Below are 26,293 nucleotides of genomic sequence, written 5' to 3' on the forward strand. Positions count from 1 at the left end.
CAAAAAATCCGGTGAAGCTAGCTTCACCGGATTGATTTAAACTTTTAAAAACTGTCAACCTATTTTAGGACGACTCAAAAATCTTCTCTAGCCGGATTAAACGAATCGATCAATATCCCTGCTTCCAGACATTTTGCTCCGTGAGGTGCGTTCGGCGGAACATAAAATCCGTCGCCTGCTTCTAGAATTTCACTTTTACCGTTAATTGTAATTTCAAACTTACCCGAAACCACATAGCTTCCTTGGGTATGTATATGATCGTGAACCGTACCTATAGCGCCTTTTTCAAACTTGACACTCACCACCATTAAATCACTATTGTGAGCGACGATCTGTCTTGTAATTCCCGTATCGGCCTGCTCCCACGCAGTTTCTTTCGTTTTAAAAAACACGTCGCTTTCCGTTTTTGTACTCATAGTTTTAGTTCTTGTCTTGCATAAATTCTATTCCGGCAATTACCCCACGCAATTCTGCCAGGCCTTTTAGGCGACCTATCGCAGTATAGCCGGGATGTGCCAAAGGTTTTTTAAGATCGTCAAGCATCTGGTGACCGTGATCAGGTCGCATAGGCAATTGCTTTCCTCTACTCTTTTCTACTTCTAATAGCGCGTGTACAACAGCCGGCATCGGCACATCGCCCTCGAGGTGATTGTCTTCAAAAAAGTTGCCTGTAGCATCTCTTTTGGTACTTCGTAAATGAATGAAATGAATATGGCTTCCGTAATCGTTGATCATTTGAACCAAATCATTATCTGCACGTGCTCCAAAAGAACCTGTACAAAACGTAACACCATTAAACGCACTCGCATTATCCTCTAATAATCGCTTTATATCTGAAGCTTTGCTCATAATACGCGGCAGTCCAAAAAATGGATGCGGCGGATCATCTGGATGAATGGCCATCGCAATTCCGGCGGTTTCTGCAACCGGTATTATTTCATTCAAAAATAATTTTAAATGCTCCTGCGCCTGAATCTCGTCTATTGCTGCATATTTATCTATAGCAGTTTGTAAGCCTTGAAGATCGTATCCTTCTTCTGCTCCGGGAAGACCGGCAATTATAGCATTTTCTAATTGCTGTTTTTCTTCGGTGGTAGCAGATTCAAAAAAATGTTTTGCTTCGGCTAAAATCGCTTCGCTGTACTCCTTTTCAGCGTCTTTTCGCTTGAGCATAAAACAATCAAAAGCTGCCAGGTGTGCCCAGTCAAAACGCAAAGCTGTAGCTCCGTTTTCTAAAGGATAGGCCAATTGGGTGCGCGTCCAGTCAAGCACCGGCATAAAGTTATAACAAACGACTTCAACACCTATTTTACCTAGATTAATTAAAGACTGTTTGTAATTATCAATATGCTTCTGAAAGTCGCCGCTACGGGTTTTTATGGGCTCTGTAACGGGTAAACTTTCTACAACTTTCCAATCTAAACCGGCTGCTTCAATCTCTTGTTTTCTTTGCTGTAAAGCTTCCAGAGACCAAACCTCACCATTGGTTATTTCGTGCATGGCGTGCACTACGCCTGTGGCTCCGGCCTGTCGAATATCTTGTAAGGTAACGAGGTCTTTATGCCCGTACCATCGCATTGTTTGAATCATCTTTCTTACTTAAAATTAAACTCCTGCAAAAGCTTTAAAACCGCCATCTACAGTAACTACTGTACCCGTCACAAAACTTGCTGCGTCACTGCACAACCAATGAATAGCACCGCTTAAATCTTGGGGATCACCAAATTTACCTAAAGGTGTATGCGCGATAATTTTCTCGCCTCGATCGGTAAGGCTTCCGTCACTGTTGGTAAGCAACTCGCGGTTTTGTTCGGTCAAGAAAAATCCAGGAGCCAGTGCATTCACACGAATAGGATTCTCCTGTTTTTGTGCAAATTCAATGGCTAAGAATTGTGTAAGGTTTTCTATTGCAGATTTTGCTGAAGCATAACCCATAACACGCGTAAGTGGTAAATGTGCTGCAACAGATGAAATATTTAAAACACTTCCTTTCTTTGACTTTTCGAGCAACGGAAGAAAAACCTGTGTAGGTAAAAAGCTTCCAATATAATTCAGGTCGATGACTTTGCGCATTTCTTCTACATCTGCATCTGCGAGTGTTTGCTCAGGGAGGATGAGCGCTCCTTTCATATTTCCGCCTGCGGCGTTTATGAGCACATCGATATATCCCAGATGATTGGCGATCTCGTCTTTAGCTTCGATCAAAGCTGCTTTACTCGTTACATCTGCAACGACTCCCGAAGCCTGATCTCCATCCTGCTTGATGCTATCTACCAGCGCATCTACTTTAGCCTGATTACGTCCCAGTATTACAACGTGAGCACCGGCTGCTGCTAGCGAACGCGTCATCGCTTCGCCTAAAACTCCTGTTGCGCCACTGATGACAATAATTTTATTTTCTACCGAAATCAAGGATTTCATAGTCCGTATTTTTTGGTTAATGATTAGTCTTTCAAAGTAACAATATCTGCTTTTAAAACCTCAAGTTTGATGTAGTTTTCTAAAGCTAAATCTTGTCGTGCAATTTCTTGCAATGCTAAGCTTGCAATAAGTTTTGCTCCTGAATACGACAAATGCGTATCATCGTGTTTTCCGTTTTTGTAATAGTCATTTTCGCCTGGCTCAAAATGCAAGTGAATCGACTTTGATTTTTCTGGACCATACTTTCGTTCTAAACGTTCTGTCAAGTATTGCATATCTATAAACGGAACCTCCAGATCTCTGGCCACCATACGCACGACCAGGGGATAATTTCCGTGAGTATCTTCGAGTGTGCCGTATTCATTGAATTTTCGTCTTACGATTGAAGACATAAGAATTGGTGTTGCTCCGGCTTCTCGGGTTTCCTTCACATAACGCTCCAAATTATATCGGTACTGCGTAAACGGATTGGTATAGCGCGTACTGTCTTTGTACTTCTGGTCGTTATGCCCAAACTGAATGAACACAAAATCGCCCGCTTTCAGCGTTTTTAAAACTGCTTCCCAACGCCCTTCGGTAATAAAACTTTTGCTGCTACGCCCGTTAACAGCGTGATTACTCACCTTTATAGTTTCGGTCAATAATTCCGGTAGCACTTGCCCCCAACCGTGTTCAGGATTCTGTTCCGGATTTTTCTTATCTGACATTGTTGAATCTCCAATTAAATAAAGCGTTGGATTTTCTTGTGCGCTCAAAGCAGAAGTTAGAACTACTGCAATAAGAAGCATTGTCATTTTTAAATTACTCATTACATGTATTTTAAATTGAAATTAAATCTTTTGGCTTCCAGTTATCGCTAGCGAAGCGTGGACAGTTTTTTAAGTAGTACTGCTTTTCCATTTCATTCCGTATTAAAAACACGACCTAAAAAAGACAAACAATACTGAAGCGTTGTATAGAACCAAGGCTGCATCAACCAAAATGAATGCGGAGTATCGGGCAACGTGTGTACTTCGTTATAAATATTATGCTGCTCTAAAATCTGCAACATATCATCACGACCGGCATGAAAACGCGGTTGGGCACTGTTTACAAAAAGTGTAGGAGGCGTCGTCTCACTTACGTGAGTTAAAGGCGAAGCTTCTTCCCAATTCTTGAGATTCTCTCTCCGTTTACCGTCGAGCCACTTTGCCGCGATCGCTCCTTCTTCTGATTCGGGATGCGTAAAAGAAACGATGCCATCGATGTTGAGAATCGCTTGCACTACATCTGAGGTTGTATTCTGCTCATCCTTATAAATTTCAGAATTTCCGGTAACACCGACTAGTGTGGCCAATTGTGCCCCTGCCGAATTACCTAAGATGGCTATCTTTTTTGAATCAATATGGAATTCTTCAGCGTGGTCTCGCATCCAACGGATTGCCGCCTTAAGATCTTTTACAGCCGCAGGATAGACCGCTTCAGTACTTAATCTATAATCAACAGTAACTGCAACGTAGCCATTGGCTGCAAAATGCTGTGCAAGAGGTTTTACGTTGGCTTTACTTCCACTGATCCAACCGCCGCCAAAAACCAATAAAATTGCCGGACGTTTTTCTGAAGTGTCTTTAGGTATAAAAACATCTGCCTTCAAATCACGACCTTCAATACTTGTGTAAATTAGATTCTCCATAGATATAAAAGGCCCCGACTTCAATGCTTCGATAGGTTTTATAAAAGGATAATCGTTTTTTAGCTTTTCATAAGTTGTCTGAATCGTATACGGTCTAACCTCTATCTTTTGCTCCTGCGCAAGCAAAGAATTTCCATTGAAAAAACAGAAGCAATAAACGATTAAGAGACCAAAATTTGTTTTCATTATCAAAGCCTTTATTTAAACAGAAAAAAGCTTAACCCGGTCGGGCAAGCCTTTTTCACGCTTAATTAAAATCAAAAGAATTGACGTTCACTACAAAATTGAATTAATAGCTTTTTTGATTTATCGTTGTATTGGTGTAGCTTATTGGTTCGCAATGCTCCACCTTTAACGGCGTGTCTGCATTTTTTATAGTTACGTTTTTAAAACTAATTCCTGTGACAGGCTTCTCTTCTCTACCTTGAATCAACAAACCATATTTCCCTCCATTTTCAACGGTAACATTTTCAAGATTTATGTTTTGAATCGTTGGTATAAATTCGCCCTCTTGCTTCCCGTAAATCCCATAATACGTGTTGATTTTGAGCACCGCCTCTTTTACCTGTCCTACTTCTATATCTTTTACGTAAACATTCTCTACAAAACCACCGCGCAAGGTATTGGTCTTGATTCTGATGGCGCGATCAAGATTAGGACTGTTCATCGTACAATTGCGTACAAAAACATTACGCACGCCGGCAGAAATCTCACTTCCCATAACTACTCCGCCGTGGCCGTCTTTCATATCGCAATTTTCGACCACAATATTTTCACTAGGGATATTAACACGTCGACCGTCACCGTTACGTCCTGATTTTATGGCGATACAATCATCACCGGTATTGAATTTACAGTTGGTAATATGTACATACTTTGAATATTCAGGATCACAACCATCATTATTAGGGCCGTGACTATTTACAGTCACACCGTCTACGGTCACATATTTTGATTTTAAAGGATGAATTACCCAAAACGGTGCATTGGTGAACGTCACTCCTTGAATCAATACATTCTCGCACTCCAGCGTCTCAAGAAATAAAGGACGCAATTGATGTCCTTCACCAAAAATGCGCTCTTCTACCGGAGTTCCATCCTCGATCATTGTAAAAAGCGCCGGAATATTATGATCATCTTTTTGTTTTGGTGCTCCCTCTTTGTGGCCGTAACGCTCGGCTCCACACCAAGGCCACCAGTTCTCTTTATCAGCCTGACCGTTGAACGTACCCTTTCCTGTAACCGCGATGTTCTTTTGCCCTTTGGCATAAATAAGCGGAGAATAATTCATAATCTCCATTCCCTCATAAGAAGTATGCACTACAGGAAGGTAAGCTGACTTATCTGTGGTAAATAACACCTCTGCGCCTTCTTCTAAATGAAGATTAACATTAGATTTTAAATGAATCGGCCCCGTAAGAAAACGCCCTGCCGGAATTAAAACTCTTCCACCACCTGCGGCATTACAAGCTTCAATGGCATCTGCAATTGCATCAGCATTTAAAACAGTACCTCCTTCTTGAGCTCCATAATCCAGAATATTGAACGTTGTATCAGCGAAACTAGGCTTTCCTATTTCCTGAATGATCGCATCCGCTTGAGCCCAAACGTCTTCCTTCAGCACTGCTTCATCCTGAGTTTTTTCTTTAGCATTCTTGCATGAAAATACCGTTACAAGCATAAATCCCAAAGCAAGCAGTAAGATATTACGATATCGATTTCTTATTAAACGTAACGACATAAATAGATTTTTAAATTTTAGAAGCTATTTGGATTGAAGACATTCTGTAAACAAAAATGCAATCGATTGCATAAAAATAAATATTAATTACGAGTATGCAAACAAAAAGCACTGAGATTTATTGAAAATTGATTTTAAACCTCAAAATAACAATCATTTCATAATGGATAAAGCCAATTATGATTATTGCTTAGAAGTGAAAAAAGTTGAGAATCTATTAAATGATTAAAAAAAACTCTAAATTGAAAACGATTACAATCCTCTAAAAGTTATGCGTCAAAAAGAAAAGGTAACCATCTATGATATTTCGAAAAAATTAAATATCAGTGCCGCAACGGTATCACGTGCGCTAAACGACAGCAACCGCGTGAGTTTAAAGACCAAAGAGCTGGTGCTGAAGACAGCCAAGGCGCTTAACTATCAACAAAATGCACTTGCACTTGCCTTGAAAAGTGGTAGAACATTTAACGTAGGTGTTGTGGTTCCGTACATCAATCACACCTTTTTTGCTTCGGTAATACGAGGTATTGAGGAAGAACTTGAGCCTAAAGGTTATCACGTTATTATTTGTCAATCTCACGAAGATGTAAACAATGAAGCCAAGCAGCTTAAGACTTTATTGAATACACATATTGATGGAATTTTCATTTCAGTATCTAAAACTACAGAAGATGTAAAGCATATTGAGGAAGTACGTGATGAAGGCATACCGCTTATCTTTTTTGATCGTAAAAAAGATATTTCGGGTGTGAGTTCGGTTACGATTAACGACTACGAAGGTGCTTACAATGCCACTACCCATCTAATTGAGCAAGGCTATAAAAAAATAGCGCATATAGGCGGTGATCATAAATTACAGATTTACAAGCATCGTTATGATGGTTATGTTGCTGCACTCAATGATCATAATATTGCTATTGATGAAAACTTAATTATGCAGGTAAGCAGTACTGTTGAAGCAGGTATTGAAGCCGTAAAATTATTGATGAAGCGCAAGATCGCTTTTGATGCCCTATTTTCTGCAAGTGATTATGTTGCTCTGGGAGGCATGCGTGAATTACGCGCTCATGGTTTTAAAATTCCTGAAGATATAGGGGTTGTAGGTTTTAGTAACGAACCCTTTACAAAATATCTAGAACGACCATTGACTACTGTGGGCCAAACACCGGTTCTTATGGGACAGATTGCTGCTCAAGTATTTTTAGAACAAATCTCTGATGTTAAGAAAAACGTTCAAGTTGAGAAAAAAGTGGTGTTAAGCCCGGAACTTTATACTCGGGATACCTCATCAAAAAAAGGAAGCTAAACAGCCTCCTTTTTTTCAATTTTCTTAATCTATAGGGTTGTCTTAAAGAGATACTCCACGTTTCCAGGGGATGAAATCATCTTGCCCTAGCGCATCAGCTTTTGATTGCACTTCGCCACTCGCAACCTGAATGACGTGTTCTAGAATTTCTTCTCCCATTTCCTCAATAGTTTTCTCTCCGCGTATAACCGCACCACTATCTATATCTATAATATCTGGCATTCTGCGCGCTAAGGTACTGTTTGAGGCCACTTTAAGCACAGGAGCGATAGGATTTCCTGTAGGCGTACCCAATCCTGTAGTAAACACCACAACACTGGCACCAGAACCCACCATAGCCGTGGTACTTTCTACATCATTTCCGGGAGTACAAAGTAAATTCAATCCCGGTTTGGTGACATATTCACCATAATCGAGAATTGCTTGAATAGGTGAAGTTCCTCCTTTTTTGGCTGCTCCGGCAGATTTCATCGCATCGGTGATCAAACCATCCTTGATATTTCCCGGAGATGGATTCATATCAAAGCCAGAACCGGCATCTACGGCCGATTTCTCATAAGCCTTCATCAAGTGCATAAAACGTTCTGCATCTTCATCAGAAACACAACGATTGACCAATTCTTGCTCTACACCGCATAATTCTGGAAATTCTGAAAGTATAGGTGAACCTCCTACTGCAGCTAGAATATCTGACGCATAACCCAAAGCGGGATTTGCAGAAATCCCTGAAAACCCATCAGAACCACCGCATTCTAAGCCCATTTTCAATTTAGAGATAGGCGCTGGTTGACGCTTGATCTGATTGGCTTTTTTGATTCCTTCAAAAGAGTCTTTAATGATTTTAGCTAGCATTTCATCTACCGTGCCTTCTTGTTGCTGCTCATAAATAAGCACAGGCTTTTTGATGGCTGCACTTTTCTCTGCAAGGGCATTTTTAAAAATATCTATTTGCAGGTTTTGACATCCAAGACTTAAAACGGTCGCACCGGCAACATTGGGATTATTTACATAACCCGCGAGCAGTTTTGATAAGGAAACCGAATCCTGACGAATGCCTCCACAGCCGCCCTGATGGGTGATAAATTTCACTTCAATATTATCAAAAATAGCCTGCTCCTCCTCTATTTCTGCTACAGCTGTATCTTCTGGAGCGCCATTGATTAAATTGCGCAAGAGTTGACGTTGCTTACTCGCTTTATGAAAAGAAAGTTCCTTCTCAAAAACGTCTTTAAGCAACTCAATGTTTCGGTTTTCACAAAACACCAGGGGAAAAAACAACCAAACATTTTGTGTACCCACTTGGCCATCTTCACGATGGTAGCCCATAAAAGTGCGGTCTTTCCATTTTGAAATATCTGGAGCCGTCCACGAGGTAGTCTCTGTTTTTTGAGATACCGAATTAGCCTCGTGCTTTACGTTCTCTGTAGTAAGCAAACCACCCACATCGATTGCACTTAAAGCTTTACCCACTAAAACGCCATACATAAAAATAGGATCATCAGCCTTTAAATTGACCAAGGCTATTTTATGTTTCGCTTTAGAATCGGTTAAAATTTTGAGGGATTGTCCTTCAAACTCTACAACATCTCCGGCAAATAAATCTACCAGAGCTACTGCTACATTATCATCAGGATGAACTTTTATCAGCTTACTCTTCATACTTTTAATCTTAATAACAGCTCTTAAACTGTATATTTTTTATAGGCTTCTTCTACTCCGTTTTCTTCAATTAAGGCAAGCGCTGTAGTGATGCGCTCTTCTAATCCTTCAATCTTGGTCAGGTCTTGATCCCAAAATGTCAAATTGCTTAACACAGCTTGAGAAACTGCCGCATAATTGTCTTCTTTCCACACCTCATCAAAAAATGCAACAACGGCTGCATCGTCTTTAATGGGCAATGCTTTACCCTTCCAAGTGCCTTTGTAAAACCGAATTAAACAAGCTAAAGCAAAGGTAAGATTTTCAGGTAATCGATTGTACGCTTGCTCAAAAGCTAAAAGACTAGGAAGCACACGCACTTTAAATTTTGATACCGTATTGAGTGCAATACTAGATAACAAATGCTTGATAAACGGATTTCTGAATCGATCAAAAACCGCAGCTGCAAACTCATTCAGTTCTTCTTCAGAAAGGTCAAGGGTTGGATTAATTTCGTTGAAAACTGCATCACGCACGAACTTACCGGTAAACTCATTGTCTACTGTTTCTTTTACGGTTTCATTTCCGTAGAGCAAAGAAAACGGTACCATTGTCGTATGCGCGCCATTAAGAATACGCACCTTACGCGTGCGATACGGCTGCATATCTTCAACTACCAAAACGTTATCGTCTATCTGATCAAACGGAATTTTAGCTTTTAAAGCCTCATCGCCTTCAATTACCCAAAGCAAAAAGGTTTCTGCTGAAACAATAAGGTTGTCTTTAAATTCTAACTGACTTTGATACGCATCAATATCATCTTTAGGATAACCCGGCACAATGCGGTCTACTAAAGTATTGTGAAAGCTATTACTGGTCTCTATCCATGATTTAAATGCATCCCCCAACTCCCACAAATCTGCATACTGTAAAATGATTTTTTTAAGCGTATCTGCATTATGGTTGATCAATTCACAAGGGATGATCGTAAGTCCTTTATCTGCTGCTCCATCAAAATGATTGAAGCGTTTATATAGAAGGGCAGTAACTTTTGCCGGAAAACTAGAATGCGGTGTACCCTCTAGCGTATCACTGTCGTCAAAACTAATTCCTGCTTCAGTAGTGTTTGAGATCAAAAACTCTAGATCTTCACCTTCGGCTAAGGCCAGATACCGCTCATAATCGTCGTAGGGGTTAATTCCGTCTTGAACGCAAGAAATGGTATGAATCTCTTCGGTCTCTTCCCCATTTTTAATACCTCTTAAAAACAAGTTGTAAAGTCCGTCCTGTTCATTCAACATCCCCACCATTCCGCCTGCAAGAGGTTGAATTACTGCAACTCCGGCGTTAAAGTTGGCTTCTTTATTCAGTTTATCTATAATGTAATCTACGAAGGCTCTCAAAAAATTACCCTCGCCATATTGAATGACTTTTATAGGTAGTTTTTCGGTATATCCCACGTTAGTTCTGTTTAAGTTTTCCATAGGTTAATCTAGGTTGAAATAGGTTAGTTTTATTCAAAGAGTGACGGTAACCAAAGGCTTATTGCCGGGATAAAAGTCACCATTAATAAGATAATCGCCATAACGGCATAAAGTGGCAGCAACGGCTTCATAATTTTCTGGATAGATGTTTTAGCGACTCCTACTCCAATAAAAAGTACTGCGCCCACCGGTGGTGTACAAAGTCCCACACACAGGTTCATCACCATCATAATTCCAAATTGTACAGGCTCTACACCCATGCTGGTTACTACCGGCAAAAATATAGGTGTAAAAATCAAGACTGCGGGAGTCATATCCATAAAAGTACCCACAAATAAAAGCAGGATGTTGATGATGATGAGTATTACAAATTTGTTTTCGCTAAGTGAAAGCAGAGCAGCACTTACATTTTGTGGAATATTTTCAAAAGACATCACCCAAGACATGCTCATAGAAGTAGCGATCAAAAGCATTACAATAGCTGTAGTACCCACAGAATTTAAGAAGATACTTTTTAGGCTAGATACTTTTAACTCGCGATAGGCAAAAGACAATACTAAGCAGTACAAAACTGCAATCCCTGAAGCTTCAGTTGCGGTAAAAATACCGGTTACAATACCTCCAATTACGACTACAAGTAACAAGAGGCTAGGTAAAGCGTCTAAAAAGGTCTTCAAAACAGCTCCTAGACTACTACGTTCTCCTGCCGGATATCCTTTCTTTTTGATCCAAAATGCAGCGACAAGCATCAGAGCGAGTCCCATTAAAATTCCAGGAATATAGCCTGCTAAAAAGAGTGACGCAATAGAAACGCCACCACTCGCTAGAGAATACACGATCAACACATTAGAGGGAGGAATGATCAATCCCGTAGTTGAAGCAGTAATATTAATCGCTGCCCCAAACTCTTTAGAATAATTTTCTTTTTCCATAAAAGGCCCTAGAATTCCACCAATTGCAGAAGTTGCAGCTACCGCAGATCCTGAGATCGCTCCAAAAAGCATCGCTGCAATGACGTTGACATAGATGAGTCCACCTGGCAAAGCTCCCATTAAGGCTTTTGCAAAATTGATGAGTCGCAGAGCGATACCTCCTTGATTCATGATTTGCCCCGCAAGTACAAAAAGCGGAATTGCCAAGAGTGAAAAACTGTCTAAACCGGTTGCCATACGCTGGGCTATCGTGGTAACACTAGCTAGCGAATCTATAGAAACCATAATGGTTAAGAGGCAAGAAATACCAATAGACCAAGCCACCGGAACCCCAATACCTAACAACACAAAAAATACCAATACAAGAATTAAAACTTCGATCATTAGGCTAAATATTTTTGAGGATTAGCCAATTCAATGGCTTTATACCAGATAATTAAAATTCCGCTGATAGGTAATACTGCATAAACAACTCCTAAGGGTAATCCCAAGGCTGCAGAGTATTGTCCTAATTCAAAATTGACGTAAACCAAATTTGCACCACCAACGATGAGTGCAAAAAATGCAAACAACATAATCAGGATATTGATCCCAATACGAAGTTTGATTCGGCTTTTTTCATCGAGCTTAGGCGGAAGAATATTAATCGCCAAATGGTCTTGTTGGCCCGCGGCATATGCTGCTCCCAGAATACCAATCCAGATCAATAAATACCGCGCGATTTCTTCGGTAAACGAACTCGCAGACTGAAGCACATAACGTGAAAACACTTGCCAAAGCACTGCGATAACGATTGAAGCCATTAGAAAAACTAAAATAGCTCCAAGGATTTTGTCTAACTTTTGTTTCATATTAATTGGTTTTAACCGCTTGAATTGCTTCAATGAGTTCTTTCATATCAGGATCTTCAGAAAATTGCTCATACATCGATTTCACACGATTGCGAAAGGGTTCTTTATCTGGAGTTATAACTTCAACTCCTGCCTTTTGAATTTCTGCAAGGGCTTCCATCTCTGCTTCGTGCCAAATTTTCTTTTCAAACTCGAGCGATTCGTCGGCTGCTTCCTTCACCCATTTTTGTTCTTCTTCAGACAAGTCATTCCAGATCAATGTACTTATTAAAAGTTCGTCAGGTAATGCCGTGTGCTCGTCTACCACAAAATATTTACACACTTCATAATGATGCGATAAGTAAAAGCTGGGCAGGTTATTTTCTGCACCATCTACAACACCTTGCTGCAAAGCGGTGTATAACTCACCCCAAGCAATAGGCGTAGGCGAACCTCCTAAGTTTTTCACCATATTCATAGCGGTTTGACTCTCCATCACACGAAGTTTTAAGCCTTCTAAATCTTCTGGAGTTTCAACGGGCTCTTTTGTATAAAAACTACGGCTTCCTGCATCATAAAAAGTAAGTCCTTTTAAACGCTGCGGGATACTTGAACTCAAAAGCTTTTCGCCGATCTCTCCCTCTAATACAGCAAAACGATGTTCTGCATCTCTAAACAAAAAGGGGAGACCAAAAACTTTAAGTTGTGGAGCAAAATTCTCAAGAACACCGGTAGATACTTTTGTCATTCCCAGACTACCTATTTGCAAAAGCTCCAGGCATTCACGCTCAGAACCTAACTGCTGACTGGGATAAATATCTAAACTCATTTTCCCAGCTGACTTTTCCTTCAGGCGTTCGCCCATAAAGACCATCGCTTTATGTACGGGATGTGTTACATCCAGCCCGTGAGCAAGTTTGATAACGCGGGTATCAGAAGCCTCTGTACAGCTGTAATTACTTAACAGCAATACGGTTGCCAGCGTAAAAACGAATACGTGTTTTAAACTTTTCATGAACGTAAGGTTTTAACCAGCTGAAGCGCTTCTTTAATTTTACTGCTAATGGCAGCGTAATCAAATGCGCCTTCAGCATTTTTAATGAAGAGTTTTGATCCTATTCCTACACAGTGTACACCGGCTGCAAACCATTCTTTAAGGTTTTCTTCGGTTGGGCTCACACCTCCGGTAGGCATAATGCTTGCCCAAGGTAATGGCCCTTTAACTCCTTTAACAAAAGCCGGACCTCCTACCTGCGCACCTGGGAATATCTTAACCACTTCTGCTCCCAATTCTTCGGCATACGAAATTTCAGAAACCGAACCACATCCCGGCATCCAGGCTACTTTTCGACGGTTACACGCTTTTGCCATTTCGGCATTAACCACCGGTGAAACAATAAAATCTGCTCCCAGCTGAATGTACAACGATGACGTGCCGGCATCTAAAACCGAACCCACTCCCATCATCATCCCGTCGAGTTCTGCCTTAGCAAATTTGTTGAGTTCGCCAAAAACTTCGTGCGCATAATCGCCACGATTGGTAAACTCAAAAGTGCGTAATCCTCCATCATAACAAGCCTTTAAAACCTGTTTACAAACCTCTAGATCTGCATTATAGAAAACCGGTACAATCCCATTTTCTTTCATCTGAAGCACTACTTCTATTCGAGTATATTTTGCCATTAAGTATTTTTTTATCTTTTAATTCTTCCTCCTGTATTGCCTTGCATAACTTCGGTTATTTCAGCTACAGAAACTAAGTTCACATCTCCCAAAATGGTATGCTTCAATGCACACGCGGCATTAGCAAAATTCAAGGCTTTTTCAGCATCATAATGAAGTAAACCATAAATCAAACCAGCTGCGTAAGCATCACCGGTACCAATGCGATCAACCACTTGTGTGATTTCAAGTTCATTGGTTTCTATATAGGTTTGATCAACCCAAGCTCGCCCATAAATCTTTTGCCAGGAAGCACTTAAACCGGTTCGTATTTTATCAAAAACCTGCTTGATATTGGGACATTCGGTCATCAACTTTTTGCTTGCGGCGATAAAGCCTTCCTGATTCAATTCAAAAGAAGTTCCCAGAATTTCATTGATCTCGTTTACGCCACCAATAAAAATGGTTGAAAGCCCTACGAGTTCTTTCAAAACCTCCTGACCGTTACGCCCATATTGCCACAGATTACTTCGATATGCAGGATCTGCAGTGATTTGTAATCCTTTCGCATTCGCGGAAATCAAAGCGGCTTTTAAAGCTTGGTAAGCAGCCTCAGAAATTGCCGGTGTAATACCCGTCCAATGAAAAAAAGCTGCATCTTCAAAAGTCTGATCCCAGTTTATAGTTTCAGGCTGAATATTGGCAAATGAACCATTCAAACGATTGTAAGCAATCTGACTGCTGCGCATTCCAGAACCTACTTCAAGTAAATATTGACCTATAGGATGTGCTACTTTTTGAACGGCTGAAACATCAAGCCCATATTGTCTCATACTCGCTAACGCAGCATCACCCACTATATCATCAGAAACTGCGGTAATGTGTGCCACATCTTCGCCTAAAACAGCTAAAGAAGCCCCTACATTCATCTCGGTACCTCCAAAGAAAAAATCTAGGGATTTTGCTTGTGATAGCTTTCGGTTTTCTGCGGGAGAAAGCCTAAGCAACACTTCACCAAAGGTGACTATTTTTTGAGTTGTACCCATCCTATTCTAGAAGTTGAAATATTCCTTAGCGTTATGATAGCTAATATTAGCAATAGTTTGCCCCACCAGATCCATATCATTAGGCAATTCACCAGAAGCGATTTCTTGACCAAAAAGATTGCATAAAACTCTTCTAAAATACTCGTGACGCGGAAAAGATAAAAAGCTACGGCTGTCTGTTAACATTCCAACAAAACAACTGATGAGCCCCATATTAGAAAGCGCGTTCATTTGTTTTTCCATCCCGTCTTTCTGATCTAAAAACCACCATCCGGAACCAAGTTGTACTTTACCTTTCACGCTTCCATCATTAAAATTTCCTATCATCGTCGCCATCACTTCATTGTCTGAAGGGTTCAAATTGTAAATGATGGTTTTGGTCAATTTGTCTTTGCTGTCTAAAGCGTTTAGAAAATTAGATAAAGCTTCTGCCTGTGAATAATCACCTATCGAATCCCATCCGGTATCCGGACCTAATTGAGCCAGCATTCGTTTATTATTATTGCGTAAAGCTCCCAAGTGAAACTGCTGAACCCAACCTAATTCGTGATAGGTTTCTCCTAAAAAGAGCAGAATAGCCGTTTTAAATTGCTCTACTTCTTGCGGTGCTAGATCTGCACCTCCCCGGCGCTTTTTAAAGATCTCTTTGATCTCTGCTTCTGAAGCTTCTGCCCAAGAAATCTGGTTTAAGCCGTGATCACAAAGTCTGCAGCCGTTCTCGTGAAAAAAGTCGATACGCTGACGTAAGGCATCCTGCAGATCTGTATACGTAGCAATACTTATTTTGGCTACATCCTCCAGCTCATTTAGATAAGCATTAAAACCTTCAGCTTCAATCAAAATTGCTTTATCAGGACGAAAAGCTGTGCTCATATTGAGTCCAGCCTTTTTACCATCATACTTACGATGTTGCTCTAGCGTATCAAGTGGATCTTCTGTAGTACAAACCGTCTCTACATTCATTTGCTTTAGCAAACCGCGACAGCTGTTTTCTTTAAGCTGTAACTGGCGATTCACTTCCTTATAGATCTCCGGACCAGACTGCTCATTAAGCAATTCATCAATATCAAAATAACGCTTCAACTCAAGATGCGTCCAATGATACAATGGATTACGCAACGTGTGGGGAACAGTCTTTGCCCAAGCTAAAAACTTTTCCTCATCACTAGCGTCACCAGTGATAAAACGCTCATTTACACCAAGCGTGCGCATGGCCCGCCATTTATAATGATCACCACTAAGCCACACCTGAGAAATCGTCTCAAATTGACGATCTGCCACAATCTCTGCCGGTGGCAGATGATTGTGGTAATCGATTATAGGTTGTGGTGCCGCATACTTGTGATAAAGTTCTTCTGCATATTTATTTTGCAAAAGAAAGTTATCTGTAATAAACGTGTTCTTCACACGGCTTGCTGTATCTGCTGTACTCATAATCTTGTTTTATTTTTGGTATTATCTACCCATCCAACCGCCATCAACGGTCATTACAGTCCCGCTCATATAATCACTTGCAGGTGATGCAAGGAAAATTATAGGGCCTTTAAAATCTTCTGGTTTTCCCCATCTACCTGCAGGAATACGTGCAAGAATGGAGGCACTGCGGTCTGGATCATCACGTAAAGCTTCGGTATTATCTGTAGCGATATATCCCGGAGCTATTGCATTTACCTGCACTCCTTTACCTGCCCACTCGTTAGACAAAGCCATCGTAAGCTGGCCTATAGCACCTTTAGAAGCAGCGTATCCGGGAACGGTAATTCCACCTTGAAAAGTGAGCAGAGAGGCTGTGAATATGATTTTACCACTCCCTCGTTTCACCATTTCTTTACCCAGTTCACGACTCAAAATAAACTGGGCATTTTGATTTACTTCGATCACTTTGTCCCAGTACTCATCGCTGTGCTCTGCGGCCGGTGCTCTTAAAATAGTCCCGGCATTATTTACGAGAATATCGATCTTACTGTTCTCTGACTTTACTTTTTCAATAAAAGCATAGAGCGATTTGCGATCTGAAAAATCACATTGATATCCTGTAAATTTTTTACCCGTGGCCAAAACAGCCTTTTCTATAGCAGAACCCGAAGTCTCTAAAGACGCAGATACGCCAAGGATATCTGCACCCGCTTCTGCTAAAGCTTCTGCCATTGCGAAGCCAATTCCACGTTTACAACCGGTTACTAAAGCTGTTTTTCCTTCTAAACTAAAAAAACTCATACTGTCTTTATTTTAATTCGTCTGGAGTTACTTTATCCATATCGCCATAATCCAGGTTCTCTCCTGCCATTCCCCAAATGAAGGTATAGTTAGAAGTTCCTGCACCTGCGTGAATTGACCACTCCGGAGAAATTACCGCCTGATGATTTTTCATAAAAATATGACGGGTCTCGTGTGGCTGCCCCATAAAATGGCTGATGGTTTGCCCTTCTTCTAAGTCGAAATAGAAATATACTTCCATTCTACGCTCGTGCGTGTGTGGCGGCATCGTATTCCATACATTTCCTTCTTGAAGCTCAGTCATTCCCATTTGCAACTGGCAAGTTTCTACCACACTATTTACAAGAAGCTTATTAATAACACGCTTATTTGAAGTCTTGGTGTCGCCCAACTCAACAACCTCGGCATCTGCTTTGGTTACCTTTTTTGTAGGGTATGCCTTATGCGCCGGAGCAGAATTGATATAGAAATACGGCTGCTCATCAGTCGCTTCAAAAATCACCTCTTTTACACCTCTACCTACGTAAACCGCCTCGCGATGTCCAATTTCATAAGCTTCACCATCAACAGTGATTTTACCTTTTCCACCTACATTGATCACCCCAAGCTCTCTTCGATCTAAGAAATGCTCAGCTTTCAACTCATCTATCGCTTCAAGTTTTAAGGCTTTATCCACCGGAAATGCACCTCCTGCAATGTATCTATCATACATTGTATAAGTAAGGTTGATCTCATCTTTTACAAATAATTCTGGGATCAAAAAATGATCTCTTAATTCTTGGGTTGTGTATCGCTTTGCATCTTCTGGATGGTGGGCGTATCTAAATTCTGATTTTGTCATTTTGTGTTTTTTCAGATTAAAATTTGATTCGTTTTTCAATGATCACCTTCAGAAACCGGCAATCTTTTATGAATAAAACAAGGTCATAAGCGTCTCATCGCGCCACTGACTTTTCTCAAATTTACAATTCTATTTTATAAATGTAAAATTTACATTTTATCTTAAGGTTACGATCGTAATGTTCGCAATGAGTCAAATATAAATATCACAAGAACGATGCTTATCCTGTACTGTATGGTACACCTATTCTAGCATACCATTTGCATCAAGTGTTGCTAATTTTTCGTTTAAATCCTGCTCAAAAGCTTCTTTAGACTTGATACCATCTTGTTCTTGATCCCAGGCACTTAAAATATAATAGGTTTGTGTTTCTGTTGAAGCATTGAACACGACTAAGTGGTCGTGCGGACCTTCTGTTGCTTTAGCCTGATCTGTTTTATAGAAGATCGCCATTCCTAATTGATCATTTTCACCGGCTAGGGTTTGCACACCATAGGTTGCAATGTATGCCCAAGCACCACTTTCACTGGTCGCTTCCATTACAGGAATATCATCAAATTTTACGATACCCGTAGCCAAACCTTCAAAGGAAGTATTAGGCGTAAGCTCTGCCTTAAGGAAACGATCTTCAGGAAAAATACTGATCACCGATTTTAAATCGGTAGTGACGTCTCCGGTTTTCCAACCTTCATAATCAATAGTTACACTAGAATGTGCCTCCTCATTAGCCACCTTAACGCTTGTTTTTGCTACTTCGTTAAAATGCGCGATCGTGTCACCGGTGAATCTTCCATAGCCGCCAATCCCCATAGATTTCCCGGCTTTAAGAATGTCTTGCCCCCAAGGTGCATTGTTATGATAGGAATCAAAACCATCTGTCCCTACGTATGGAAGCACCAGCGTATCTACTTTTTTACCAAAAATATCCATTGCATTTCTCCAGTCTAGATATAGGCGATAGGCGATTTGTTTATTCTCCCAACCCGGACCTTCATAACGTATATACCAAGAATGATCTGTATGCTCTTCAGGAACGACTAGTTCGTCAACATTTTCAAATGCTCCGCCATCATACTCCCGTGAGCCTTCCTTCCAAGACCCTCCTTTTTTAATTGAAATCTCTGCATAAGTTTCAGGAGTCACCTCCTCTATTTCTACGATTTCTTCTACAATATTCTTATCTTTTTTTTCTTTACAAGACACAAAAGCAGCGAGCAATGCCGCACCTAGAACAAGGTTTAATTTCATAATTTAATTAGATATAAATGGTTAGCGTCCTAATTGAAGCGCAGCCATAATAAAAGGGCCGGTTCCTTTAGGATCATTAGTTTGAATGCGTTCATTAACATAATACTCATAAGAACCATCGCGATACGGATCTCCCCCAAGACCGGCCACTGCACAAACTTGGGTAAGTGTAATGGTACCATCATCATTACGTTTGATCAGCTTTTGAGTTAACCCGTCAAAAGCTTTATTCGCGACCGTTTTAAAATAAGTGTCAAGATAACGTTTATTCACACCTTTTGCAATGGCATAAGCAAACATTGCTGATCCCGAAGCTTCTAAATAATTTCCTTCCTTATCACCCATTGTAGGCACTTGGTACCATAAACCGCTTTCATGCTGAAAAGGAATTAGCGCTTCTACGAGCTGATTCAAGTACGAAATTAACAGCGCTCTTTTAGGATGATCTTCGGGAAAGTAATCAAGAACATCAACTAAAGCCATCGCGTACCAACCTAAAGAACGCGACCAGAAATTGGGTGAAACCCCTGTCACGGGATTTGCCCATTTTTGTTCTTTACTTTCATCCCAACCGTGATATAAAAGTTTTGTTTCGGGATCAATTGCATGTTCCTGAATGAGTTCAAACTGTTTTGCAACATCAGCTAAATTCTCAGCATCACCATAAGTGACTGCATATTGCGCATAATAAGGCGCCCCCATATAAAGACCATCTAACCACATCTGACTTGGGTAACGCTTCTTATGCCAAAAACCACCTTGTGATGTACGCGGATGTTCTTCAAGTTGCTTTCTTAAAAGCTGCATCGCTTTAAGATACTTTTCTTCCCTAGTCTTTTCATAAAAGGTAAAAAGCAGTTTACCGGGATTGATCTTATCTATATTATAGTCTTCAAAAGGGTAGGTTTTTATTGAACCATCTGCATTGATGAGTTCGTCTAAATAGCCTTTTACATAATTATAATATGTTTCATCTCCCGTCTCTTTATACAGTTGTAAAAAAGCATTAAGCACAAGACCATGCGTATACCCCCATTTTGGAGTGTCTCGATCTTCGATCTGATAAGACTCTGGATGCCGAGTCATAATAGACTGCGCCATTTGCTCAGACCATTTTTGATTTACAGGTTCTGATTTCATTTTAACAGAAGCGGAGATATTTTCGGTTTGCCGACGCTCTTTACAGCCCATAAAAAACAAGAAAAGGACTAAAGGAATAAATGCTTGGTAAGGAATCTTTTGCTTCATATACAGCGATTTTTAAAATACGAAATCGATTTCTTTTGTAGTTTATAAAAATACAATCGATTACACAAATCTAATATTCTCTTTCAACTTATCAAAAGAATGATTGAAATTAGCCCTGTTATTGGTCTGATTTATCATTTTGCCCCTCAATTTTGACCAAAAAACCACTCCAAATACACTCTAAAATTGGCATTTTAATCATCATATAGTCTTGAACTCTAAAAAGTTGTTAATTTTTTTATTAATGTAAAATTTACACGTATCTCAACCAAACAAAGGCTTTAGCTAGGATTCAGGATTCAACAAATAACTATACTTAAAGGATTTAGTTAAGCATAAGCAGGTTAGAGCAGGATACTTAAAAAAGATCATCATTATAAATTTGAGTGTTAATTAATTTAACATCCTGATTAATAATATTGAATCAATTTAATTTTACGCTAAATTGTATTCATAGTATAACTACTATAATCAACAACTAAATGAATAGACCATTACTCTCGTACTTATCGTACCTATTTTGCGCAATCGTTATCGCGGGTTGTAGCTCTAAGGAATTTGATGAGTACTATGCAAGGCCTGATGATCTTGAAGATCCTATCTATCAACAACTTGAAGCGCAGGGCAATTTTACAAACCTTACGCGTCTGATCGAAAAAGCCAATTACAAAGATATTCTGGGTAAAGCCGGATATTGGACCATGATGGCGCCTAACGACGAGGCTTTTGAACGTTTCTTTCAAGAACAAGGAATTTCAGACGTTAATGAAATCGATTCCGTTATGGCAAATAAGATCGTGAGATACGCTCTTATTTATAACGCATTTAGAACAGAACGTCTTTCTGATTACCAATCAAACGTAGGCTGGGAAGAAGATAACGCCTTTAGAAGAAGAACTGCTTATTATGACGGTTTTGAAACTAAAACAGTAGATGGAAACGAAATCGTTGTCGCTTCTTCTAATAGGAATAATGCGCCGGGAGGTGATCCTTATATTCCGGGGGATAACAATAACAAGTATCTTACTTACTTTGTAGATGAATTCATGGCAACCAACAATTTAGGTGCTTATGACTATAATTTTTTCTTTCCTGAAGAAACCTACACCGGTTTTAATGTATTAGCAGCAGAAACTGTCGCAGCAGATATTATTGCTGAAAACGGAATAATTCACGAGGTAGATAAGGTTTCACTTCCTCTTGTTAATTTAGATCAGAAACTAGAACAATCTCCCAACTACAGTATTTTTAGAAGTCTTCTCGAAGACAATCTGGTAAATTATGTATTTGATCAGGATGCAACAACTACCTATCAAAATTTCACCAGAAATACTGATCAGGTTTATGTAAAGGTTTATGATCCTGCGTTATCATTTTCACCCAATAATGAAAACTTTATTAAAGAAGCAGACAATGATGGTCAAAGCGATGCGTATACGCTGTTTGTTCCTCAAAATGATGTTTTACAAGATTTTATTGATGAAGTTTTATTAAAAAATTACCCATCTCTAGATCAACTTCCAAAATATGTTTTTGAAGACTTTATAAATGCACATATGGTTCAAAATGCTGTATGGCCATCGATTGCAGAAGCCTATAGTAATGCTTTAGAAGAAGACATAAGAATTGACATCAATACAGAAGTTGAGGAGGCTGAAATACTGAGCAACGGATTTTTCTACGGAACCTCAAAAGTACAAGAGTCCAATTTATTTTTTAGCGTTTATACCTCTGCTTACTTGGATCCTGAATTCACTTTAGCGACACGTCTTTATAATGACGGATCAGGATATCGTGAGATCATAAGCAATATTAATAGTAGGTACACGCTTTTTCTTCCTTCTGACAACGTGTTGAGAGATTTAGGATACGATTACAATATCAACAGAGAAGAATGGGTGTTTACAGACCCGGCAACAGGAAATGTTGTTACTGGTACTATAGCTCGATCTCGCTTACTACGTATTCTTTATAATGGCATCGTACCTACACCTAATGACGAACTGAATGACCTTTCTGGTTCGGGTATTATACGATCAGGAGACTTTGATCTTCCTGGAGAATACATTAAATGGGAAAACAATACGGTTTACGCCGCAGGAAATGAAGTTATTGGAGATCGTGTAAACATCATTGGCTTTGAAGATCAACGCAACGGACGCACGTATTATATAGACAATCTTCTTCAGTTTAGTGAAGAGGCTCAAGGAATGGATATTATGCGTCTTGCTGAAGAGCCAGGATCTGAATATGCAAATTTCTACAATTATTTAAGAAACTCTCCTCTTTATGATCCAGCTGCAGGCACCATAACCGGAGTAGAACTAGGTACTTCATATACTTTTGTGATTCCTAATAATGCTGCAATTGAACAAGCTGTACGCGATGGCATATTGCCCGGCGATCCGGCTACAGGAACTCCTGAGTTTAATCCTCCACTTTCGGGCCAACAAGATCAAGTGGCAGACTTTATACGCTACCATATTCTTGCTACACGCACCGCTTCTGATGATGGATTATTAAGCGGCCAAATCGAAACCTTACGTCGTGATGGTATTGGAGAAAAGACTTACATAGGCTTAGTCACCAGTCCGGGAGAATTAAGTTTTGTCGATTCAGCAGGCCGTATCGTTAATTATATCCCAAGCGAAAGTAACAATCTCGCAGACCGAAGTTTAATCCACCTAGTAGACAACTACCTTTTATATACCGAATAAGATGAGACAACTTAACACAACTATATTTTATTGTTTCACCGTACTCCTTATAGTTTTTGCCGCTAATCCTTTCTATGGGCAAGACGCCAATATGGTAGTTCGGGGGACCATTTTAGATAGTTCAAATAACCAACCTATTCCCGGAGCAACGATTGCAGAGCAAGATGCGGAAAATCGTACCGTAACCGGGGTGATTGCAGATTTTGATGGAAACTTTGCAATTCGTATAAAAAACAGAAACAACAAACTGGTAATTTCAACCTTAGGGTATACCTCGCAAACGATACCGCTTACCGGTAAATCCAGCTATACCATCAACCTTACACCTTCTGTAGATGAGTTGGATGAAGTTATGATTAGCGTTGAAAAACCAACAGAAAGCGGTCTTTTAGACATTTCTGAACGGAACATGACGACCAGTACGGTTACCGTTAAAGCTGCCGATGTAGAAAACACACAAGCTGCATCTATTGATGAAGCACTTCAAGGGCGTGTACCCGGTGTAGATATTACAGCAAATTCAGGTGACCCTGGTGCAGGGATGCAAATACGTATACGTGGTACTTCATCGATTACAGGTTCTTCAGACCCTTTAGTTGTTGTAGATGGAATGCCCTACGAAACTTCAATCCCTGAGGATTTCAACTTTGGTTCGGCAGATGAACAAGGCTATGCTGCCTTATTGAATATTGCTCCATCTGATATTGAAAGTATTACTATTTTAAAAGATGCCGCTGCTACTGCAATGTGGGGAGCGCGTGCAGCAAGTGGTGTACTTGTGATCAACACGAAACGTGGTTCTATAGGGGCTCCTAAAATTGGATACACCTTTAGAGGTACTTATATGCAATTACCACAGACGATCCCTATGCTTAGCGGTGATCAATATTCGCAATTGATTCCGGAGGAATTTATGAATCGTAATGGTACTCCTTTGAATACGCTTACCGTTAAAGAATTTCAATACGACCCTCAAGAAGTGTATTTCTTTAAAAATTACGGAAACAACACCAATTGGGTAGATGCTATTTCTCAAACAGGTCTAACTGGAGAACACAACCTTTCATTACAAGGTGGTGGTGAGAAAGCAAGATATTATACTTCTGTAGGATATTATGATTCTAAAGGGGTTACTAAGGGAACCGCTTTTCAGCGTATCAACGGTCGTCTAAATTTAGACTATGTGGTTTCTGACCGTATTCGATTTAAAGCAGATATTGCCTATACGCATACGGTTACAGATCGTAACTACGTAAACGGAACCGGTAATGGAGATCGCTTAAGAAGTGTCGCTTATACAAAAATGCCAAACATGAGTATTTTTGAATATGACGATGTAGGAGACTTAACTCCTAACTACTTCTCCCCTGCTCAAAACATTCAAGGTGCTTACAGCAGAACCTATAACCCGGTGGCTATGGCAGAGTATGCCTCTAATGAGCAAACCGGTGAACGTATCGTGCCGCACTTTAACCTGAAAGTTGATTTGATCCCAAGTCGTTTGATCTCTACTTTCGACTTACAGTTTGACTTCAACAGTACAAAAGCCAAAGCCTTTTTACCGCAAAATGCAACCGGAAGACCTTTTACTGAAACGGTGGTGAACCAAGCTTCAGATGCAGATGTCGATATCGCGAGTGTGACTTCTAAAACCAATTTCATTTATACTCCAGATATAGGAAAAGACCATAGTTTACAAACGCTCCTTTCTATTCAAACTAATGATTTTAGATACGAGTCACACCAAGCATTGACTTCAAACACAGCGTCTTCATTGCTTACAGATCCTTCGGTTCCTTCAAGAACGCAAAATGCCGAATTGCAACTTTATAACAATAACAGTCAGTCGCGTAACGTAGCGGCATTAGTAAACGCGCAGTATAGCCTTCTAGACCGTTATATTCTTAACGTAGGTGTACGTGGCGACGGGAATTCAAAATTTGGCCCGGGTAACCGTTATGCCCTTTTCCCTTCTGCATCAGCGAGATGGAGAGTTTCTGGCGAGCCTTTTATGCAAGATTTTGATTTTGTTGATGACTTTAGTTTCAGAGCTAGTTACGGGCAGTCAGGTCGCGCACCAAGATATGATTACCGATATTTTAATATCTACGGAAACTTCAATTCTGAATATTTAGGAATGAGCGGAGTTTACCCTCAAAATATTGAATTAGAGAATCTGCGTTGGGAAACCTTAACAGGACAAAACATTGGTTTAAATCTACAGCTGTTCGACCGAAGAATAATGCTTGATGTAGACGTGTACAAAAACAGAACCGAAGATCTTTTATTCCAAAATGTTGATTTGACCACAGTATCAGGTTACAACAACTTGTCTGACCAAAACGTAGGTACGCTAGACAACCAAGGTTGGGAAGTAGGTTTATATACCACTCCGGTTAAAACCGACAAATGGAAAGTAGACTTCAATTTCAACATTGCACGTAACCAGAATATCATTCGTGAGATCTCTGAGTTCTATCCTAACGAGCGTGGTAACGTTGACCGTAATGGAGAATTCAAAAGATTCTTACAAACAGATAATCCATTTGGTTCTTTCTACGGATATCGCTTTAAAGGAGTTTACCCGGATCTTGAGTCTACACAGGCGCGTGATGCTAATGGCAATGTAATTACCGGTCCTAATGGTCAAACCGTTTATATGCGTTTTAACTATCCAAATACAGATTATGTATTTCAACCTGGGGATGCAATCTACGAAGACATCAACAAAGATGGAAACATCGACAGTCGTGACGTGGTTTATTTAGGAAACAGTAACCCTAAATTCACCGGTGGTTTTGGACCTTCGGTAACATTTAATGATCAGTTTAAGTTGTTATTGTTCTTTACTTATCGCCTTGATTACGATATCGTAAACGGTACCGATATGTTAACCACTAATATGTACACCTACGATAATCAAAGTACCGCTGTACTTTCAAGATGGAGAAACCCTGGTGATCAAACCGATATGCCGCGTGCGATTTATGGAGCTGGTTATAACTGGTTAGGATCTGACCGCTATGTAGAAGACGCTTCTTTTGTACGTTTTCGCTCTGCGACCTTCAGTTATAATTTCACAAAACCCTTCCTTAAAAAATGGAAACTTGACGACTTACGTGTATATGTAACAGCAGATAACCTGCTTACATTCACAAACTATCGCGGTCAGGATCCGGAAGTAAACATGCGCGGAGGTGATCCTTTTGGAATGGCTATCGATTATTCACGTACGCCTCCAACACGTCGATTTACTTTAGGAATACAAACAAGATTTTAATTAGAAAAAA

21 protein-coding genes are annotated in these 26,293 nt (G+C 40.1%); 3 read left to right on the plus strand and 18 right to left on the minus strand.

What is annotated here, in order from left to right; translation table 11 throughout:
* Nucleotides 1-74: 74 nt before the first annotated feature.
* From WA338_RS05075 to WA338_RS05100, 6 genes are all read right to left on the minus strand, one after another.
* Nucleotides 75-416: a cupin domain-containing protein gene (locus WA338_RS05075; protein WP_009779325.1), complete on the minus strand. Its 342-nt coding sequence runs from the start codon at nucleotides 414-416 to the stop codon at nucleotides 75-77.
* Between the two features lie 4 nt (nucleotides 417-420).
* Nucleotides 421-1,590, minus strand: a complete 1,170-nt coding sequence (gene uxuA, locus WA338_RS05080) for a mannonate dehydratase (protein WP_009779324.1) — start codon at nucleotides 1,588-1,590, stop codon at nucleotides 421-423.
* Between the two features lie 15 nt (nucleotides 1,591-1,605).
* Entirely contained in the window at nucleotides 1,606-2,421 is an 816-nt protein-coding gene (locus tag WA338_RS05085) for an SDR family oxidoreductase (protein WP_009779323.1), read from the minus strand.
* Nucleotides 2,422-2,444: 23 nt separating this feature from the next.
* Nucleotides 2,445-3,230 carry a rhamnogalacturonan acetylesterase gene (locus tag WA338_RS05090; RefSeq protein WP_009779322.1) on the minus strand — a complete coding sequence of 262 codons (786 nt, stop codon included), beginning with the start codon at nucleotides 3,228-3,230 and terminating at the stop codon, nucleotides 2,445-2,447.
* Between the two features lie 92 nt (nucleotides 3,231-3,322).
* On the minus strand, nucleotides 3,323-4,279 hold the full coding sequence (locus WA338_RS05095) for an alpha/beta hydrolase (RefSeq protein WP_009779321.1): 957 nt from the start codon (nucleotides 4,277-4,279) through the stop codon (nucleotides 3,323-3,325).
* Between the two features lie 103 nt (nucleotides 4,280-4,382).
* Nucleotides 4,383-5,834 carry a glycoside hydrolase family 28 protein gene (locus WA338_RS05100; protein ID WP_009779320.1) on the minus strand — a complete coding sequence of 484 codons (1,452 nt, stop codon included), beginning with the start codon at nucleotides 5,832-5,834 and terminating at the stop codon, nucleotides 4,383-4,385.
* Between the two features lie 271 nt (nucleotides 5,835-6,105).
* On the opposite strand from WA338_RS05100, the gene WA338_RS05105 reads away from it, so the two are divergent.
* Nucleotides 6,106-7,140, plus strand: coding sequence for a LacI family DNA-binding transcriptional regulator (locus WA338_RS05105; protein WP_009779319.1), 1,035 nt, complete (start codon nucleotides 6,106-6,108; stop codon nucleotides 7,138-7,140).
* Between the two features lie 42 nt (nucleotides 7,141-7,182).
* Here the strand turns inward: WA338_RS05105 and WA338_RS05110 are convergent, their stop codons facing one another.
* The 12 genes from WA338_RS05110 to WA338_RS05165 all read right to left on the minus strand — a co-directional run bounded on the left by WA338_RS05110 (nucleotide 7,183) and on the right by WA338_RS05165 (nucleotide 20,286).
* Nucleotides 7,183-8,799, minus strand: a complete 1,617-nt coding sequence (locus WA338_RS05110) for a UxaA family hydrolase (RefSeq protein ID WP_009779318.1) — start codon at nucleotides 8,797-8,799, stop codon at nucleotides 7,183-7,185.
* A 23-nt stretch (nucleotides 8,800-8,822) separates the two neighbouring features.
* Entirely contained in the window at nucleotides 8,823-10,262 is a 1,440-nt protein-coding gene (locus WA338_RS05115) for a tagaturonate reductase (protein WP_009779317.1), read from the minus strand.
* A 29-nt stretch (nucleotides 10,263-10,291) separates the two neighbouring features.
* Entirely contained in the window at nucleotides 10,292-11,578 is a 1,287-nt protein-coding gene (locus WA338_RS05120; RefSeq protein ID WP_009779316.1) for a TRAP transporter large permease, read from the minus strand.
* Nucleotides 11,578-12,045 (minus strand): TRAP transporter small permease, encoded by a 468-nt coding sequence (locus tag WA338_RS05125; protein WP_009779315.1) that lies wholly within the window; start codon nucleotides 12,043-12,045, stop codon nucleotides 11,578-11,580. The genes WA338_RS05120 and WA338_RS05125 overlap by 1 nt, the downstream gene beginning before the upstream one ends.
* 1 nt (nucleotide 12,046) lies before the next feature.
* Nucleotides 12,047-13,039: a TRAP transporter substrate-binding protein gene (locus WA338_RS05130; RefSeq protein ID WP_009779314.1), complete on the minus strand. Its 993-nt coding sequence runs from the start codon at nucleotides 13,037-13,039 to the stop codon at nucleotides 12,047-12,049.
* Nucleotides 13,036-13,707, minus strand: coding sequence for a bifunctional 4-hydroxy-2-oxoglutarate aldolase/2-dehydro-3-deoxy-phosphogluconate aldolase (locus WA338_RS05135; protein ID WP_009779313.1), 672 nt, complete (start codon nucleotides 13,705-13,707; stop codon nucleotides 13,036-13,038). The genes WA338_RS05130 and WA338_RS05135 overlap by 4 nt, the downstream gene beginning before the upstream one ends.
* Before the next feature lie 11 nt (nucleotides 13,708-13,718).
* Nucleotides 13,719-14,732, minus strand: a complete 1,014-nt coding sequence (locus WA338_RS05140; protein ID WP_009779312.1) for a sugar kinase — start codon at nucleotides 14,730-14,732, stop codon at nucleotides 13,719-13,721.
* 6 nt (nucleotides 14,733-14,738) lie between these two features.
* The gene (gene uxaC, locus WA338_RS05145) at nucleotides 14,739-16,166 is read right to left on the minus strand and encodes a glucuronate isomerase (protein ID WP_009779311.1); all 1,428 of its coding nucleotides are present in this window, start codon (nucleotides 16,164-16,166) and stop codon (nucleotides 14,739-14,741) included.
* 21 nt (nucleotides 16,167-16,187) lie between these two features.
* Nucleotides 16,188-16,949, minus strand: a complete 762-nt coding sequence (locus tag WA338_RS05150; RefSeq protein WP_009779310.1) for an SDR family NAD(P)-dependent oxidoreductase — start codon at nucleotides 16,947-16,949, stop codon at nucleotides 16,188-16,190.
* 7 nt (nucleotides 16,950-16,956) lie between these two features.
* Nucleotides 16,957-17,790, minus strand: a complete 834-nt coding sequence (gene kduI, locus WA338_RS05155) for a 5-dehydro-4-deoxy-D-glucuronate isomerase (protein ID WP_009779309.1) — start codon at nucleotides 17,788-17,790, stop codon at nucleotides 16,957-16,959.
* 243 nt (nucleotides 17,791-18,033) lie between these two features.
* Nucleotides 18,034-19,038 carry a DUF4861 family protein gene (locus WA338_RS05160; RefSeq protein WP_009779308.1) on the minus strand — a complete coding sequence of 335 codons (1,005 nt, stop codon included), beginning with the start codon at nucleotides 19,036-19,038 and terminating at the stop codon, nucleotides 18,034-18,036.
* 21 nt (nucleotides 19,039-19,059) lie between these two features.
* Nucleotides 19,060-20,286 carry a glycoside hydrolase family 88/105 protein gene (locus WA338_RS05165; protein ID WP_009779307.1) on the minus strand — a complete coding sequence of 409 codons (1,227 nt, stop codon included), beginning with the start codon at nucleotides 20,284-20,286 and terminating at the stop codon, nucleotides 19,060-19,062.
* A gap of 482 nt (nucleotides 20,287-20,768) precedes the next feature.
* Here WA338_RS05165 and WA338_RS05170 point away from each other — a divergent pair, with 482 nt between their 5' ends.
* Both WA338_RS05170 and WA338_RS05175 read left to right on the plus strand, forming a co-directional pair.
* Nucleotides 20,769-23,003: a fasciclin domain-containing protein gene (locus WA338_RS05170; protein WP_009779306.1), complete on the plus strand. Its 2,235-nt coding sequence runs from the start codon at nucleotides 20,769-20,771 to the stop codon at nucleotides 23,001-23,003.
* A 1-nt stretch (nucleotide 23,004) separates the two neighbouring features.
* Nucleotides 23,005-26,283 carry a SusC/RagA family TonB-linked outer membrane protein gene (locus WA338_RS05175; protein WP_009779305.1) on the plus strand — a complete coding sequence of 1,093 codons (3,279 nt, stop codon included), beginning with the start codon at nucleotides 23,005-23,007 and terminating at the stop codon, nucleotides 26,281-26,283.
* Nucleotides 26,284-26,293: the final 10 nt, after the last annotated feature.

The sequence above is a fragment of the Leeuwenhoekiella sp. CH_XMU1409-2 genome, from assembly GCF_037029365.1.
Taxonomy (GTDB): domain Bacteria; phylum Bacteroidota; class Bacteroidia; order Flavobacteriales; family Flavobacteriaceae; genus Leeuwenhoekiella; species Leeuwenhoekiella blandensis.

Excerpts from the sequence above, each read along its gene's own strand:
- WA338_RS05110 (WP_009779318.1), bottom strand. The coding sequence starts at position 8,799 with ATGAAGAGTAAGCTGATAAAAGTTCATCCTGATGATAATGTAGCAGTA.
- WA338_RS05150 (WP_009779310.1), bottom strand. The coding sequence starts at position 16,949 with ATGAGTTTTTTTAGTTTAGAAGGAAAAACAGCTTTAGTAACCGGTTGT.
- WA338_RS05085 (WP_009779323.1), bottom strand. The coding sequence starts at position 2,421 with ATGAAATCCTTGATTTCGGTAGAAAATAAAATTATTGTCATCAGTGGC.
- WA338_RS05120 (WP_009779316.1), bottom strand. The coding sequence starts at position 11,578 with ATGATCGAAGTTTTAATTCTTGTATTGGTATTTTTTGTGTTGTTAGGT.
- WA338_RS05175 (WP_009779305.1), top strand. The coding sequence starts at position 23,005 with ATGAGACAACTTAACACAACTATATTTTATTGTTTCACCGTACTCCTT.
- WA338_RS05140 (WP_009779312.1), bottom strand. The coding sequence starts at position 14,732 with ATGGGTACAACTCAAAAAATAGTCACCTTTGGTGAAGTGTTGCTTAGG.
- WA338_RS05135 (WP_009779313.1), bottom strand. The coding sequence starts at position 13,707 with ATGGCAAAATATACTCGAATAGAAGTAGTGCTTCAGATGAAAGAAAAT.
- WA338_RS05100 (WP_009779320.1), bottom strand. The coding sequence starts at position 5,834 with ATGTCGTTACGTTTAATAAGAAATCGATATCGTAATATCTTACTGCTT.
- WA338_RS05115 (WP_009779317.1), bottom strand. The coding sequence starts at position 10,262 with ATGGAAAACTTAAACAGAACTAACGTGGGATATACCGAAAAACTACCT.
- uxaC (WP_009779311.1), bottom strand. The coding sequence starts at position 16,166 with ATGAGTACAGCAGATACAGCAAGCCGTGTGAAGAACACGTTTATTACA.
- WA338_RS05165 (WP_009779307.1), bottom strand. The coding sequence starts at position 20,286 with ATGAAGCAAAAGATTCCTTACCAAGCATTTATTCCTTTAGTCCTTTTC.
- WA338_RS05160 (WP_009779308.1), bottom strand. The coding sequence starts at position 19,038 with ATGAAATTAAACCTTGTTCTAGGTGCGGCATTGCTCGCTGCTTTTGTG.
- kduI (WP_009779309.1), bottom strand. The coding sequence starts at position 17,790 with ATGACAAAATCAGAATTTAGATACGCCCACCATCCAGAAGATGCAAAG.
- WA338_RS05090 (WP_009779322.1), bottom strand. The coding sequence starts at position 3,230 with ATGAGTAATTTAAAAATGACAATGCTTCTTATTGCAGTAGTTCTAACT.
- WA338_RS05130 (WP_009779314.1), bottom strand. The coding sequence starts at position 13,039 with ATGAAAAGTTTAAAACACGTATTCGTTTTTACGCTGGCAACCGTATTG.
- uxuA (WP_009779324.1), bottom strand. The coding sequence starts at position 1,590 with ATGATTCAAACAATGCGATGGTACGGGCATAAAGACCTCGTTACCTTA.
- WA338_RS05125 (WP_009779315.1), bottom strand. The coding sequence starts at position 12,045 with ATGAAACAAAAGTTAGACAAAATCCTTGGAGCTATTTTAGTTTTTCTA.
- WA338_RS05170 (WP_009779306.1), top strand. The coding sequence starts at position 20,769 with ATGAATAGACCATTACTCTCGTACTTATCGTACCTATTTTGCGCAATC.
- WA338_RS05075 (WP_009779325.1), bottom strand. The coding sequence starts at position 416 with ATGAGTACAAAAACGGAAAGCGACGTGTTTTTTAAAACGAAAGAAACT.
- WA338_RS05095 (WP_009779321.1), bottom strand. The coding sequence starts at position 4,279 with ATGAAAACAAATTTTGGTCTCTTAATCGTTTATTGCTTCTGTTTTTTC.
- WA338_RS05105 (WP_009779319.1), top strand. The coding sequence starts at position 6,106 with ATGCGTCAAAAAGAAAAGGTAACCATCTATGATATTTCGAAAAAATTA.